This is a genomic window from Streptomyces sp. NPDC048258 (assembly GCF_043201995.1).
Lineage (GTDB): Bacteria > Actinomycetota > Actinomycetes > Streptomycetales > Streptomycetaceae > Streptomyces.
Genome location: NZ_JBICZH010000021.1, coordinates 1 through 13,831 on the forward strand (window position 1 = coordinate 1; position 13,831 = coordinate 13,831).

Here is a 13,831-nt window from a genome sequence, read left to right on the forward strand (position 1 = left end):
CCTGCGGCGCCGCTGCCGGGGGCCGGCCCCCGGACCCCGGGGGGGGCGGGGGCGGCGGGGGGGGGGGGGGGGGGGGGGGGGGGGGGCGCGGGGGGGGGGGGGGGGGGGGGGGGGGGGGGGGGGGCCCGGGCGGGGGGGGGGGGGGGGGGCGGCGGGGGCCGGGGGGGGGCCCCCCGGGGGGGGGGCCCCCCCGCCGCGAGACGTGCGGGTGTGGGCAGGATGCCTCAGCTGTTGGCTGCGGTCATCAGGTCCTCGACGGTGAACTCGTCGCCGAGTTCCTTGCCAGTGGCCGCCGCGTACCGCTTGAGCAGCCGGTGGCGTACCTTACGGCCGTTGCCCGCGGTCTGCCCGAGGGCGCGCCCCATGTTGGACCCGGTCAGGTCACCGTTCTGCTTGGTGAATCGATCCACCTCGCCCGCCTCGATGGCGGCGCACACAACGGCGTACAGCTCCTCCTCGCTCATGACCGCGACGGGTGTCTCGTCACTCGTCGCTGCCGGCGGGGGCGTTGCAGGTTCGGCGACATCGGGTGCAGGAACGTCGATGGCCTGCCCGGGCTGAAACTGGGCGGGCACGATCGATGCGGTGACCTGTGCCCGGGGAGCGGGCAAGACCGCCGGGATCGCTGCCGGGTCGGCGAGTCGGTCGGTCTCGGCCACGAGCTGCTCCACCGCAGGGGCCGGGAGCTGGGCGGGTACCTCAGCCGACGGGGCGTGCGGTTCGTCGATCACAGCGATGAGTCCGCCCATCTTGAGCAGTACGCGCTCACGGGCCGGGGTCTTCCTGCGCCATCCCCTCCCGTACTTCTCGCGGAGTTCGGCCCGCACCAGCTGGCGGTCCCGTTCACGTTCGAGCGCTACGGCGTAGGACGTGATCTCCCACAGCGTCATGCGGCGCCAGATGATGAACGTGGACACGGGCGCCAGGAACCAGCGCAGGAATCGGATCGACTCCATCCGTCGGCCGGTCGCCGCGCCGATCCACGACTTGTAGACGTGAGCGACGATCTCGGCGAAGCCGACCCACAGCATTGGCATCGTCCCGTGCGCCAGCTTCGACGACAGCGAGTCCCCCGCCTCGACATTCAGCCAGCACGTCACCGCGGTCAGAGCCCAGGGAACGAACCGCACCCAGGCGAGCGGCATGTTCAGGCGGATGAGAACGAGGTACGCAGCCGAGAAGGCAGGGACCGCGAGGTCCACCCCGGCCGGCAGCATCCACGGATAGCCGAAGCCCCACGCCTGCGCAGCCCGGGAGAGAGCGCCGAATGAGGTCGCGAGTCCCAGTGCGCCGACTCCGGCCCCGAACAGGATCGCGAAGCTGATCAGGATCTTGTCCGGCCACGTCAGTGGCGGCACTTCGGGCCGCTGTGGTGCGGCCGCCGTGCTGAGGTTGGGCAACAGCTTCGGCAAGGCACGTCCTCTCGTTCGGGTTTCCCGGGCGGCTTATGCTCATGGCCGCCGGGTTGACCAAACGATATACGTCCTCCACTTCGTGCGCCCCAAGTGTTCCGCACGCCCCCTCAGATCAGGGCCGACCGGGGAAAAATGGCGGTCCGTCACCAGTCGAGGGGCTTGTGCGGCTTCCTCCGGTCGGGGCCCTGGATCGTCACCAGGTGGGCGCGGGCCTCGATCCGTGACAGGAACCGGTCGCCGAGAATGTCGGCGATGCCAGGGGGCTTCCCTGGTGCGCCGCGACTTTTCAGGTTGGTGGAGAAGGCGGTGGCGCGGCCGGCCGCGAGCCGGGAGTCCACCAGGTCGATGGTCTCCCTGCGCGCGAACTCGGTGGCGATGCCGTCCATCTCCCCGCACAACTCGTCAAGGATGAGCAGGTCCGCCTCGACGTGGCGCTTGCGGACCTGGTAGGCGCGCAGGTCGTCCGGGCTGCCATCCGGGCGACGCCACGCCAGGTACGTCGCGTGCTTCACGAACCGTGTCACCAGCCCCCGCTCGCTGGCCTCGTTACCAAGGGCGGCCAGCGCGGTGGTCTTCCCGGTGCCGACATTGCCCGGCACGATCAGGTTCAGCGTCTCGGGGCGGCCTTTGCGCTCCTTGGCCTGCACGAGGGAGTCGAGCCAGTTCCGGAGCGTATTCGGCTTCTGCAGGGGGTCCAGGTCGTCAAGACGCCACCGCAGATAGTCGTCGTGAGCGGCTTCCTTCATGCTGTTCGTCCAAATGTTCTTGAGGGCTCTGGCCTGGGGGACGGAGACCTTCTCCCACAGGCCGTCTTCGGGTTCCGGCTGGGCGGGTACGCCGAGTTGGCTGAGGTCAGCTCCGCCTCGGCGCAGCACTTCAATGACCGCGTCCGTCACCTGGAAGAGAGGTCTCGGCTCGCTCCCCGGTGTGATGGGGTAGGTGTCCATGGCGACCGACATCAGGGTCACGCTCCTCGTCAGTCGGTGAGGACGCCGAACGTGGCGTCATCGTCGTCGGGGGTGTCCGTCGTGGTCGTCTCGGTGGGCTCGGTCACCGCGGGGCCCCAGGTGGCGACGTCGCTGTAGGCGATCCGGCCGTCCCGCTGCGCGGGCTGGATGTGGTTGGTGACAACGCCCAGGGAGTACTGCCACTGCTGGGCGCTGGGCCAGTGCTTACGGGCGTGCTGCAGCGCGAGGGCGCACTGCTTTGGGCTGTAGTTCTTGACCAAGGCAGCGCGGACCTGCTTGCGCATCGCCAGGTATCCGCCCTTCTTTCCGACGTAGGCGCCGAGGTGTTGTTCGGCGTGCGCCCACCACCAGGCCGCGACCTCCTCTGCGGCGGCGTTGAAGGCCTTCTCCTCCTCGGCCTTCTCCTCAGCAGCCGCCTTCCTCTCGGTGACTGTCACCTTGGGCGTGGACGCCCGCGTCCGCGATGGGGTCGCAGCTGCCGGCCGGGGCTTCGGCTCGGGCGCGTCGACTGTGTCCTCGGCTCCGGGGTCGTCGGCCTCGGCGGGTCCGTCCGCAGGGGCCTGATCGGCCGGGTCCGCCTCGAATCCGTCGGACCCGAAGGAGCCGTCGGGGTAACGGACGAGGAAGGTGCCGTCCTGCTGCTCGACCACGGGGATCTGCATCTTCTCGCCGAACGTCTTGAAGTCTTCGGCCCACTGCTCAACAGGGAACTCCGAGACGGCCGTACCCATTGCCTGCTTGCCGTCGCGGAATTGGCGCCGCTCCAGCCGGTAGTACCCGGCGGCGGCCAGCTCCCGCAGCGCCTTGCGTACCGCGTCGCGGCCTTCGCGCGCCTCTCCCTTGCAGAGCTGTTCGGAACGGACCTGCCATTCGTCGCTCTGGTCGAGGAGGTAGCTAAGCAGGCCGAGGGCGCGGTAACTGATCCGGCTGTCGCGGACGGTCGCGGACTCGATGTGCAGGTAACGGGCGCGGCGGTTGACGCGGACGGCGGTGCGGCTCATGCTGCGGCCTTGCTGGTGGGGGCGGTGGTGGCCGCGCTGGTGTCCTCGGGCAGTCGGAAATATGTGCGCCACGTCATGCGGCCGGCGCCGGCCTTCTGGTAGACCCGGTCCCGTTCGATGAGGGCGGCCCTGTGCAACTCCGTGAGAGGCGCGCGCACCTGGTGGTGCTTGAGCCCACAGGCAGCGGCCAGGGCGGGCACGGTCGTCCACTCCCCCGAGGTGCGCAGGACAAAGACGCAGTACAGGCGGAACGCCCGGTCGGATATGTCAGTGGCAAGTTCTTGTACGACCGCGGTGTGCGGGTTGTTCATGGTGTGGTGGTCCTCGGGGCGCGGGGGTCCGGCCGCTGAGCGGCCGGACCGGCAGGCGGTCGGCTCAGCTACTCGCGGTGGGGGCGGGCATGAGCATCGGCAATTCGTCGAGGAGGTCGTTGAGCTCTCCCCGCTGCCATGCCTGCATCAGTGCCTTTCGCCCGGCGCCACCGTCGGCCCAGGTGAAGGTGATCTGTCCGTTGGGGCGTCCGCCGGGAACGTACTTGAGGCCAGGGACCACCTCGCCCGTGCGGGTATCGACGATTTCACCGCTGTCGGTCTGCGCAACGTGCTTGAGCAGTGCCTTCTCCCAGGTCGGATTGCGGCGCAGGATGACCTCGAGCCCTTCGTGGGTCGCGGCGTAGTCATCGAGGGCCTTGCCGTCCTCGACCGTGTACTTGGGGTGGGTCACGTTCACGGTGTACTTGCCCGCGACGCGGTCACCGATCCTGGCGACCACGCCCGGCTGGCCGCTCTTCTCGTACGCCTCGATCAGCCGCTCCACCGGTGCGCTCATCCGCTCGTCGATGGCCGGCCCGATCTCCTCGCTGAAAAGGCGTGCGAGCGCGGCCGCGAGCGCCACCCGGTCCAGGGGCATGGGGGCAGGCTGCTCCGCCTGCTGCTCGTCGGCGATGTCGTTCGACATGTCGGTGTTCCCTTCTTCCCCGGACCGCAGCCCGGGATTTGGGTCTTCCCGGGCGGGGCGTTTCGAGGCCGTCGCTAGTAAGTACGACAACCGCCGATTTTTGTTACACCTAGGCCCAGGCAGCTGGGTCGCTCTCCCAGCCAAGGAAAATAGTACAGCAACCGTACTGGCGGGGGTAGGGCGACACTAAGCGCCCAACTCCCTACCCTCACGCCCGGCCCTGCCCCTCCCGGCGACGTCTCCGGAAGCCCGGCAGGACCCCGGCGCCAGCCCCATCCGGAAACAGGGGCCGACGCCGGTCCGGCAGCGGGTGGAGGACCGGCCATGACGGCATGTCCCGCTTGCGAGGCGGGGCGCCGCGGTAGAAGTCCGCGGGCTCGCAGTCCTCCCCCGCCGCCGGTAACACCGCACTTGGGAGAGGACCGCACCAGCCGTGACCGAGACCATCACCGCCCCGCGCTACGTCACCTACGTGCCGCTCACCGACCTCAACCCGGCCCCCCGCAACCCCAAGCGCCACCAGCTCGAGCTGATCATCGACTCGATCCAGATGCACGGCCTGGTGGAGATCCCGGTCGTCGACGAACGCACCCAGGTCACCCTGCACGGACACGGCCGCCGAGAAGCCCTCATAGAGATGCACGTGCGAGGGGAGCCTCTGCCCGCCGGCATGGCCCTGGACGAAGACAGCGGGTGGCTCGTGCCACTCCTTCGGGGCTGGTCCTCGCGCACCGACGCCGAGGCCGAGGCCTTGGCCATCAAACTGAACCGCCTTCCCGGCGAAGGCGGCTGGGACCCCCGCGAGTTCGCCGCTGTCCTCGAGGACCTGGCCACCAGCGACGCCGCCCTGTTCGACTCGCTCGCCATCCCCCACGACGAGATCGACCAGCTCCTGCGGCAGGTCGACCCCGAGACCCTGCCCGGCGGCGGCCGCGAGGACGAACCTGCGACCCTGCACCTGCCCGACGACGGCCCCGGTGACGGCCTCAGTCCAGACGACGACGGCCGCTCCCCGCACTCCACCTGCCCGGCATGCGGCCACATGTTCACCAACGCCCGCTGAACCCGCCGAGGTCCGCCCATGTCCACTCGCCGCAAGACCCGCCGGCCCCGGCCATCCGCCGGACGCCCACGCCTGCTCTCCGAAGAGGTCGAGGCGCGCCTGGTCGCAGCCTCACGGGCCGGCGTAGCGGTGGAACTGGCCGCGGAGTCAGCAGGTATCGCCCGCTCCACCTTCCTGGCCTGGATGGCGCGCGGCAGGGACGAGACAGAGGCCCGCGAGCAGGGGCAGGACCCGCGACCGAGCGAGGAGGAGTACGCAACCCTGTATGAGAGGGTCCGCACCGCCCGCGCCATGGCCGCGACCCGAGCCATGCTCAACATCCGGCGCGTCGCCGACGGCGGCGTGGTCACCAAGGTCACCACCCGCCGATTCCGGGACTCGGTAACCGGCGAAATCGTCGAAGAGACCGTCGAAGACCGGACACCGCCGGACTGGCGCGCCGATGCCTGGTACCTGGAGCGACAGCACCGCGAGCACTACGGCAGGGACGCCACGCTGGCCGTGGAGATCACCGGCCTGGGCGGACCGGCCGCGCACGACGAACCCCCTGTCGACCTGACCGCCCTGGCCGAGCGCCTCGACAAGACGCTGTTCGCCGTCCAATACCCACCCGCGCTGGAAGACGGCCACGTCGTCGACGCCGAGGTCGTCGAATCCTGACGAGGACGCGACGCTAACGCGGGCCGCCGTGCACGGTGCTCCCTCCCTGATCACCAGCACCGGAGGGCACCACCCATGAACATCGTCTCCCGCGCCGAATGGGGCGCGAAGGCCTGGAACGGCACACCGGACTACGTTGCGCTCTCCCAGCGCTCCGAATTTTTCGTCCACCACGACGGTGAAGACCCGATCACCCGTACCGGCACCAGCGTGCCCAAGGCGATCGAGCGCACGCACCTGAACCAGGGGTGGGCAGGCATTGGCTATAACTTCGTCGTCGACCAGGACGGCAACATTTTCGAGGGGCGCGGCTGGACTCTGCAGGGCGCGCACTGTCCCAACCACAACATCTCCGGCCTCGGCGTCCAGGTGGCCATCGGCGGCGACCAGGAACCGAGTGCGAAGGCGCTCGCTGCCTGCCGCTGGCTGTACGACGAGGCGTGCCGCAAGACCGGCAAGACCCTGGCCAAGAAGGGCCACAAGGACGGCTTCGCCACCGAGTGCCCGGGCGAGCTCCTGTACGCCTGGGTGCAGGCGGGAATGCCTGCTGAGGGCAGCGAGGACAGCGGCTCGGGCTCCGGCACCGGATCATCCGTCGCGCGCTACCAGGTCACCATCAACGGACTCGCCTACGGCTACGGCGCCAACGGCGACCACGTCACGCAGGTCGGCAAGGCCCTGGTGGCCCGCGGCTTCGGCCGGCACTACGCCGAAGGCCCGGGACCGACCTGGTCGGATGCCGACACCGAGAACTACTCCGACTACCAGAAGTCCCTCGGCCACACCGGCTCGGCGGCCGACGGTGTCCCGGGCGAGAGCTCACTGCGGGACCTCCTCGGCACCCTGCCGGGCGGCGCAAAGCCGGGCCCGCCGCCGTTCCCCGGCACCGACAAGTTCGGGCCCGGGAAGGTCAACGACCACATCACGGCTCTCGGCCGCCAGCTCGTGCGCCGCGGCTTCGGCCAGCACTACACCGAGGGTCCCGGGCCGCGGTGGTCGGAAGCCGACCGCCGGAACGTCGCTGCCTTCCAGCGAGCCCGCGCCGAACTGCGCGGTGACGCCGACGGGCTGCCCGGCCCGCTCACCTGGAAGCTCCTGTTCTCCTGACCCCCCCCCGGTCGGCCCGCCGCCGCGGGCCGACCTTCCCCCTCAACTGAAAGGCCCCCCGTGGCAGGCGAAACCGTCATCACGGTCGTCGGCAACCTCGTCGATGACCCCGAGCTGCGCTTCACCCCCTCGGGTGCGGCGGTCGCGAAGTTCCGTGTCGCGTCCACCCCCCGCACCTTCGACCGTCAGACCAACGAGTGGAAGGACGGCGAGAGCCTGTTCCTGACCTGCGCGGTATGGCGGCAGGCGGCCGAGAACGTCGCCGAGTCCCTCCAGCGGGGCATGCGCGTCATCGTGCAGGGCCGACTGAGGCAGCGGTCGTACGAGGACCGTGAGGGCGTACGGCGCACGGTCTACGAGCTGGACATCGACGAGGTAGGAGCGAGCCTCAAGAACGCCACGGCGGTCGTCACAAGGACGGGTGGGGCGCAGCGCCCGGCGGCGTCCGCCGGCCAAGGCCGCTCGGTGGCTGACGACCAGTGGGCGGGCCCACAGCCGCCGTTCTGAACGCGGGGCACAAGGGAGGGGCCTCGGACCGAATCCGAGGCCCCTCCCCGTTTCTCAGGCAGTAGCCACCCACGCGGGCGGCAGGCGCAACAGCTCATCGTCGTCGTCGCGGAAGTCAACGGGGATGAGACCTACCGGCGCTGTGCCGGGGTCCTGTCCGGGCACCGCGGGGGCCGAGCCCTCCGGCGCCGGCGTGGGCGTCGGGTCCGGCGACGGCTCCGGCGTGGGCGTCGGCTCCGGCGACGGGTCCGGCGTGGGCGTCGGGTCCGGCGTGGGCGTCGGGTCCGGCGTGGGCGTGGGCTCCGGCGTGGGCGTCGGGTCTGGCGTCGGCGTGGGCGTCGGGTCTGGCGTCGGCTCCGGCGACGGGTCCGGCGTGGGCGTCGGGTCCGGCGTCGGCGTGGGCTCCGGCGTGGGCGTCGGGTCCGGCGTCGGCGTGGGCGTCGGGTCCGGCGTCGGCGTGGGCGTCGGTGTCGGCGTGGGCTTGGACGGCGGCTTGTTGGGAACCGGCTCGGGATTCGGCCCCGGGGTGGGAAGCGTCTTCGGCTCCGGGGTGGCCGTCGGTTCCCGTGCGGGAGGTGGCGTTGGAACCGGCACCGGAGGAGGTGGAGTCTGCGCCTGGGGCTCGAGGCCGGCCGCCATGGCCACGATGTCATCGGTCGGCGGCGGAGCGGTGCGCGGGGAAACGTCGAGGCCCAACACCATGCGGGCCGCCATCACGACCGGAGGATCCACTGAGGAGTCGGCCCGGGCAGCGATGATCTGGTGGACGTCGTGCTGGTCTAGGCCCAAAGTGCCCAGGGTGAGCGCCGCAAGCCGCGGGGGAAGCGCCGCGGCTCCCCCCATCGCCTGCGGGCCGTTCGGTGGGCCAGCCGGGCGGCGCGCTTTGTCCGCGTCGTCCAGCAGGGCTCCGTACACGCCGATGCGGGCTTTGTCGGTGCCCCACAGTCCGTACCGGCCGTGTATCTCCAGGTTCGGGTACAGGCCGGTGGTGCCGTCTTGACGCGCCCAGGTGGCGGCGTAACCGGGGTCGTGGAAGATGCGCAACCCGATGCGCTCGGAGCCGTAGGAGAACGTGAAGATCGTGGAGTCTGGTCCGGTCGCGGCGGTCGTGGACATCACCATGCCGTCCGCGTCGGTGCACTCGGCTGCGAGCGTGCTGACCGGGTTGCAGTCGATGCTGCCCGCGCCAGCGAAGTACTTGAACGTGGAGTCGGTGAACGGGTGCGGCCCCGGGTCGGTGGGGGGCGCGGCCGCGGTGGCGGCAGTGGTGCTGGCGTCGTGTGCCCGGGTGACGCTGATGTCCATGTAGCGGCCGAGGGCCCAGCTCGCGGCGAGGGCGGGCAGAAGCGCCGCGGCGATGGCTGCCTGGCGCCGGCGCCGGCCGCGCGGGCGGGGCGGCGCGGCCACCGGTGCGGGGGGTGCCGTGAGGTCCAGGCGCGGTGCGGGCGGACTGTTGCTGCCCAGCAGGTCGTCGAAGTCCGCAAACTCCGGACACTGCTCACGGACAAGCCGCTCGGCGTCCTCGAGGGTGAGCTCGGGCACTACGTTGCGCACGTGCCGCACGGCGGTGCTGAATGCCTGGGGCCGCAGGAAGAGCAGGCGCGTGCCGTTGTGGGCGATGTGGCCGCCGTCGACGGGGTAGTCGCCGACGATGATCTCCAGGCGGGGTATCAACTCTGCCGGTCCTTCGCGCGGCTCGCGATGATCTCGGCGAACTGTTCGGCGGCCGCCTCGAGGCGGTCGGCCGAGATCTCTTCGAGGTCGGAGACGACAAGCTTGCCGCCCCCGGGGAGGGCGACCTCCTCGCGGTGGAGCTCGGTTTCCTCCAGGCCGTCGCCGCTGCCCGCGTCGTCGCGGGTCTCCAGCGGGTTCAGGGTCCGCTGGAAGGCGAGGAGCAGCGCGTCGTGGGTTGCCTGGATGCGGGCCGGGCTGCGACGGTGTCCGGGCGTCAGGGCCCCGGCCGCGGCGAGGGCCCGGCGGGTCTCCTGGTCGTGCGGCACGGGACCGCCGCTGAGGGCCCGCTCCAGGCGCTCGGCCTGTTCAGCGCGTCGCAACATGGTGCGCCCCTGCCTCTTGTGTCTGCACCCGAACACCGACAACTTTCCCTCTGTTCACTGCGATGGTGAGCAGTTCCTCCACCAACTCGGCAGAGGAGTCCCCGGCGGGGAGTACCTTCGCGAGTTTGCGCAGAGACCGTACCGTGAGGACTCTCACGGCGCCCTCCGTCTTGCCCATGATCTCGGCAGTATGCGCTGGCGTGCACCCCGCGTAGAAACGCAGCTGGAGGCATCGGCGCTGTTCGGGGCGGAGTTTACCCATTTGCGACTCGATGGCCCGCGCCAGGTCCTTGCGTTCGGCGTACTGGTGGGGGGTGAGCCCGGGGCGCGGCTGGTCGAGTTCGAGGTAGTCGGCGTGCAGGACCTCGTCGGGCCGGCGCTGGGCGGTGCGAAGGTAGTCGAAGACGGTGTTACGGGTGATGGTGCTGAGCCAGCCCACCAGGTTGGTGCCCGGCTGGTAGAGGCGCGCCTTCTGCGAGACCTTCATCCAGACCTCTTGAGACAGGTCCTCGGCCAGGTGGCCGTCGGTGATGTACTGGCGAACCCAGTTGTAGACGGTCTGGTTCATGCGCAGATACAGCGCGCTCATTGCTTCCAGGGCGTCGGGGCCGCCTGCGGCTGCGCGCGCGATGAGGTCGTCGATGCTCTCGGTCGTGTCGGTCACAGAAGTGACATCCCCCCGGGTGTCGGATGGGCGCCGACCCTGGGGATTGACCAGCAACCCGCCTGAGCATCGGAGGATCTTCTTCCGGTGTGGCGCTTGTGCAGCATACGACCCGGCCCTGACGGTGTGGCGGATGAAATACTTCCGATCCACTCCGGTAGCTGTACTGTGACGTCGATCGCCTTGAAGCTGCCGCCGGGAGAGCACCCGGTCCGGCGCTGAACCCGAATCGAAGGAGCACCCCCTGTCATGGCCTCAGGCACGCCGGCGACCGCGTACCCGGAATCTCTGGACGAGACGGTGATGCGGTTCCCCCGTCACTGGATCCCGATGCCGGAGGCGGCTCGCCACTTTCGGGAGCAGGGTCTGCCGAGGCATGCCCTCACGAGCGCTCTGCGGGCCGGCCGCCGCCGCGGCGTACTGCTCGTTCGCCGGACGCCTCACGTGAGCTTTGTCATGCGTGTTCACGACAAACCGTTCCGGCGGAACCGATCAGCCTCCTCCTGACTCCTTGATAACGGGCCAGGGCGGCCCTCCCTCCTTGCCAGCCGCGCCGCCAGGCGCCGGGCCTGCCCCCGCGCAAAGCGCCTAGGAGAGGGGCCGCCCTGGCCCGTTATCAACGATGCCGCACCGGTAGTACCGTGGCGGAGCGTGCCACACCGGAGTGGTTAGGAGCCCTTTCCGTGTCCGACTCGTTCGCCTCGACGTCCGCACACCTCATCACCCAGATCCACGCGGCCCGTACGGCCGGAGAGACCCGCGCCGCGGGGAAGGCGCTCGATGAACTGCTCGCCGTGTACACGCGCCTGGGCAACCGTCAGGCCGGCACCGTCGAGCAGCAGAACACGTACATCATCGCCCGCACCCTCGGCGTCCTGCCCGAGGCGCTGCAGCAGCTCGGCGTACGCCCCGAGGATCTGCCGATGCCCGCGCGCCGAGGGCGCCCCGCTCCCCCGCCGGCGCGCTCTGTCGACGAGGCCCGGATCGCCGACCGCTTCGCGCACGCCGGGGCCCCCGACGAACCGGAAGCCCGCTTCGCTGTCCGCGAGCGGCCCGGCGACAACATGCGCCACCACGGGAAGCTGCTGCCGTACGCCGTGGTGGACACCCACGACGGCAAGCCCGTCAGCTGGTACGACGACCGGGACCTCGCCGAGACGGTGGCCGACACGGCCACCCGTCTGCGAGAAGCGGGCTGAACGCCCCGCCCCGCGGCTGTGCGGGGCGGGGGCGGGGCGGGTCTCACTGGGTGCCAGCCGGAGTACGGCGGGACCGTGCCGTTGCGGCAAGACCCACGGTGTCAGCGGTCTCACGCCGCATCGGCATGGGCGGCAGCGCTATCCGCCGCTTCGGAAGGTGGGTGGGACAGGCCCGCCTGTGTCGCGGAGGTTGCGCATGGTCGGATCGTCGTTGATGCCTGGCGCCTGCCGCACGGCGGTCAGGACGACGTCGGGCAAGTCCTCGGGCCAGTCCTCAGCCTCGATCAGGTGGTGCTCACCAGCGAACCACACCGTGGACAGCACCGCGGCCGCCACACGCTGGTGCACGTGCTCGCGCATCCCGCCCTCGCGGCCGGTGATCCCGGCGGCCTGCTCGATCTGCTTTGCCGACAGCCGGGCCAGCTCGGGACGCAGGGCCCCACGTCCGGCGTGAACCATCTTCAAGCCCTGGCGGGCCCAGTGGTCCAGCAGCCGCTCGTACGTCTCCCAATCCCGGCCGCCCGCCGCTAGGTACTTGGACAGCATCGCTGCGATCTGCCCGGCCTCGTTGAGGGTCTCGGTGAAGGACTGCAAGAGCAGGGCGGCCTGCTCGTCGGTCAGCTCGCCCTCAAGCCTGGGGCCTCGTTGCTCAGTCACTCGCTCAACGTACGACGGCAAAGCCGCGCGGGTAGGCACATCACACGATCGGGCAGGTCTGACGACCTGCGGCACGAATCCGACGTATTCCGGTTGCCTCCCTCACTCCCCCTGACACTGGAAGCACGCCGTCCCGGCCACGAAACGGTCCCCGTGCTCCTCGCACACCGCGAACTCCAGCGCCAGCGTGTCCTGCTCGCAGGTCACGCAGTGCGTACCGGGGGGAACGAGCTTGCTGCAGAGCGGGCAGTGAGCCCAGCCCAGGCAGTTCCCGCAACGGTCCGTGCCGGTCGGCGTGATGATCGGGTCCTTGCACTCCTGGCAGTCCGCCCAGCGCTGACGGCTGTTCACGAAGGCGTCGACGTCCTGGCCGTCCCACGGATCCGGTGTCCAGGTCCCGTGCCGTTTGCCCTCCTCGTAGCGCTCCCAGTCCGACCCCTGCGGGTTTCGCGGCCCGGGCATCGCAATGGGCGCGGGTACGGGGCTGGCCGCCATGTCCGTCAGTCGCCGGGAGATGACCGCGCCCACCGAACGGGTCTGCGGCGGCAAAGGACGCAGCAGCGCGGTCAGGACGTGATCCTTCGTCCAGCCGTCCAGGAGCAGCCCGTCGACCACGAGGGCCTGGTCCGCCAGCACCTTCCCCGTGAGCAGCATTTCGGGCCGCTCGTAGCCGAGACCCAGCAAAAGCCCCACTCCGGGAGTGCGCTCGATGGTGCGGGCCTGCGCCCTCTCCCGAGTGCCGATCTGCTGGCCGTCCCTCCCTCCATCGTCCAGTCCGGGTCCGGCCTGGCTGGAACCTACGGAGGGATGGACGGTCTTGGTGTCTGTCTCCGTGTCTGTCTTTCTGTCTTTAGCCTGCCGGTTCACGACCTGCCGGTCACCGACCTGTCGGTTACCGGCCTGCCGGTTCTGGCAGGCCGGTGAATCAGGACCGACCTCACCGGCCTGCCGGTTCCGGTCGGTCGGTGCTGAGCTGGGCTTTTCCTCACCCTCCAGCTCCTCGGTCTCCGCCGGCGGCTCCTTCTCCTGCTTGCGCGGGTCCAGCCACAGCGGCTCGAGGCGGACGTTCTTGCAGTGGGCGAACTCCTGCAGGAGCTCCTCCACCTCGTGGAGCTCGGCGGGCGTGTCGTAGATGACGACCTCGGTGGCCCACAGGCCACCCTTGTCCTGGAACTTGACCTTGATGACGTACCCGCGCTCGACGAGCTTCCTCATGGCGGAGTACAGGGCCCTACGGCCCGGCCCTCGCCGTTTGGCGAGGGTGTCCATGTCGATGTCGTACCCGTCCTTGCAGCGGACGAGGAAGGTGTGGAGCCCCAGCTCTGTCATATCGAGGGACTCGTCGTCGATCGCCGTGTTGGCAATCATCGTGAACCGGGCCGGACGGCCCGCGCGCTTCTTCACTGAGATGTGCTCTCTGATTACGGACAGAGACGCAGGTTCTGCGCATGGAGGTACGGCGCGATGGCGCGAACGCTCATTGTTCCGAGCTGGACAGCCTGTATGCTCGGAAGCAAGCAGCCCCTACTTCTCTTGCAATGGGTGGGTAGGGCTTTTGGGGCACTGACCGGGCCAG

General features: G+C 70.1%; 14 protein-coding genes and 1 pseudogene. 5 read left to right on the plus strand and 10 right to left on the minus strand.

Going from position 1 to position 13,831, the window contains the following annotated elements; translation table 11 throughout:
* Positions 1-224 precede the first annotated feature (224 nt).
* From ACGFYQ_RS33645 to ACGFYQ_RS33665, 5 genes are all read right to left on the minus strand, one after another.
* A complete protein-coding gene (locus tag ACGFYQ_RS33645; RefSeq protein ID WP_393749986.1) occupies positions 225-1,412 on the minus strand; it encodes a DUF2637 domain-containing protein in 1,188 nt (395 codons plus the stop codon).
* Between the two features lie 146 nt (positions 1,413-1,558).
* Positions 1,559-2,374: a hypothetical protein gene (locus tag ACGFYQ_RS33650; RefSeq protein ID WP_393749987.1), complete on the minus strand. Its 816-nt coding sequence runs from the start codon at positions 2,372-2,374 to the stop codon at positions 1,559-1,561.
* A gap of 17 nt (positions 2,375-2,391) precedes the next feature.
* The gene (locus ACGFYQ_RS33655) at positions 2,392-3,384 is read right to left on the minus strand and encodes a hypothetical protein (RefSeq protein WP_393749988.1); all 993 of its coding nucleotides are present in this window, start codon (positions 3,382-3,384) and stop codon (positions 2,392-2,394) included.
* Positions 3,381-3,695: a hypothetical protein gene (locus ACGFYQ_RS33660; protein WP_393749989.1), complete on the minus strand. Its 315-nt coding sequence runs from the start codon at positions 3,693-3,695 to the stop codon at positions 3,381-3,383. The genes ACGFYQ_RS33655 and ACGFYQ_RS33660 overlap by 4 nt, the downstream gene beginning before the upstream one ends.
* A 64-nt stretch (positions 3,696-3,759) precedes the next feature.
* Complete coding sequence (locus tag ACGFYQ_RS33665) at positions 3,760-4,341, minus strand: hypothetical protein (RefSeq protein WP_393749990.1); 582 nt, start codon at positions 4,339-4,341, stop codon at positions 3,760-3,762.
* A gap of 433 nt (positions 4,342-4,774) precedes the next feature.
* Between ACGFYQ_RS33665 and ACGFYQ_RS33670 the strand changes: the two genes are divergently transcribed.
* The 4 genes and pseudogenes from ACGFYQ_RS33670 to ACGFYQ_RS33685 all read left to right on the plus strand — a co-directional run.
* Complete coding sequence (locus ACGFYQ_RS33670; protein WP_393749991.1) at positions 4,775-5,404, plus strand: hypothetical protein; 630 nt, start codon at positions 4,775-4,777, stop codon at positions 5,402-5,404.
* A gap of 18 nt (positions 5,405-5,422) precedes the next feature.
* Positions 5,423-6,064, plus strand: a complete 642-nt coding sequence (locus ACGFYQ_RS33675) for a hypothetical protein (protein ID WP_393749992.1) — start codon at positions 5,423-5,425, stop codon at positions 6,062-6,064.
* A 75-nt stretch (positions 6,065-6,139) separates the two neighbouring features.
* Positions 6,140-7,171 (plus strand): peptidoglycan-binding protein, encoded by a 1,032-nt coding sequence (locus tag ACGFYQ_RS33680; protein WP_393749993.1) that lies wholly within the window; start codon positions 6,140-6,142, stop codon positions 7,169-7,171.
* 60 nt (positions 7,172-7,231) lie between these two features.
* Positions 7,232-7,598 (plus strand): annotated as a pseudogene (locus tag ACGFYQ_RS33685) (single-stranded DNA-binding protein); the annotation flags it as partial.
* 134 nt (positions 7,599-7,732) lie between these two features.
* Here ACGFYQ_RS33685 and ACGFYQ_RS33690 read toward each other — a convergent pair.
* From ACGFYQ_RS33690 to ACGFYQ_RS33700, 3 genes are read right to left on the minus strand one after another with little or no spacing between them, the layout of a single operon-like run.
* A complete protein-coding gene (locus ACGFYQ_RS33690) occupies positions 7,733-9,352 on the minus strand; it encodes a hypothetical protein (RefSeq protein ID WP_393749994.1) in 1,620 nt (539 codons plus the stop codon).
* Positions 9,349-9,735: a hypothetical protein gene (locus tag ACGFYQ_RS33695; RefSeq protein WP_393749995.1), complete on the minus strand. Its 387-nt coding sequence runs from the start codon at positions 9,733-9,735 to the stop codon at positions 9,349-9,351. The genes ACGFYQ_RS33690 and ACGFYQ_RS33695 overlap by 4 nt, the downstream gene beginning before the upstream one ends.
* The gene (locus ACGFYQ_RS33700; protein WP_393749996.1) at positions 9,719-10,399 is read right to left on the minus strand and encodes an RNA polymerase sigma factor; all 681 of its coding nucleotides are present in this window, start codon (positions 10,397-10,399) and stop codon (positions 9,719-9,721) included. The genes ACGFYQ_RS33695 and ACGFYQ_RS33700 overlap by 17 nt, the downstream gene beginning before the upstream one ends.
* A gap of 683 nt (positions 10,400-11,082) precedes the next feature.
* On the opposite strand from ACGFYQ_RS33700, the gene ACGFYQ_RS33705 reads away from it, so the two are divergent.
* The gene (locus tag ACGFYQ_RS33705) at positions 11,083-11,598 is read left to right on the plus strand and encodes a hypothetical protein (protein WP_393749997.1); all 516 of its coding nucleotides are present in this window, start codon (positions 11,083-11,085) and stop codon (positions 11,596-11,598) included.
* 138 nt (positions 11,599-11,736) lie between these two features.
* Here the strand turns inward: ACGFYQ_RS33705 and ACGFYQ_RS33710 are convergent, their stop codons facing one another.
* Positions 11,737-12,255 (minus strand): hypothetical protein, encoded by a 519-nt coding sequence (locus ACGFYQ_RS33710; RefSeq protein ID WP_393749998.1) that lies wholly within the window; start codon positions 12,253-12,255, stop codon positions 11,737-11,739.
* A 102-nt stretch (positions 12,256-12,357) separates the two neighbouring features.
* Positions 12,358-13,659, minus strand: coding sequence for a hypothetical protein (locus tag ACGFYQ_RS33715; RefSeq protein WP_393749999.1), 1,302 nt, complete (start codon positions 13,657-13,659; stop codon positions 12,358-12,360).
* Between the last annotated feature and the right edge of the window lie 172 nt (positions 13,660-13,831).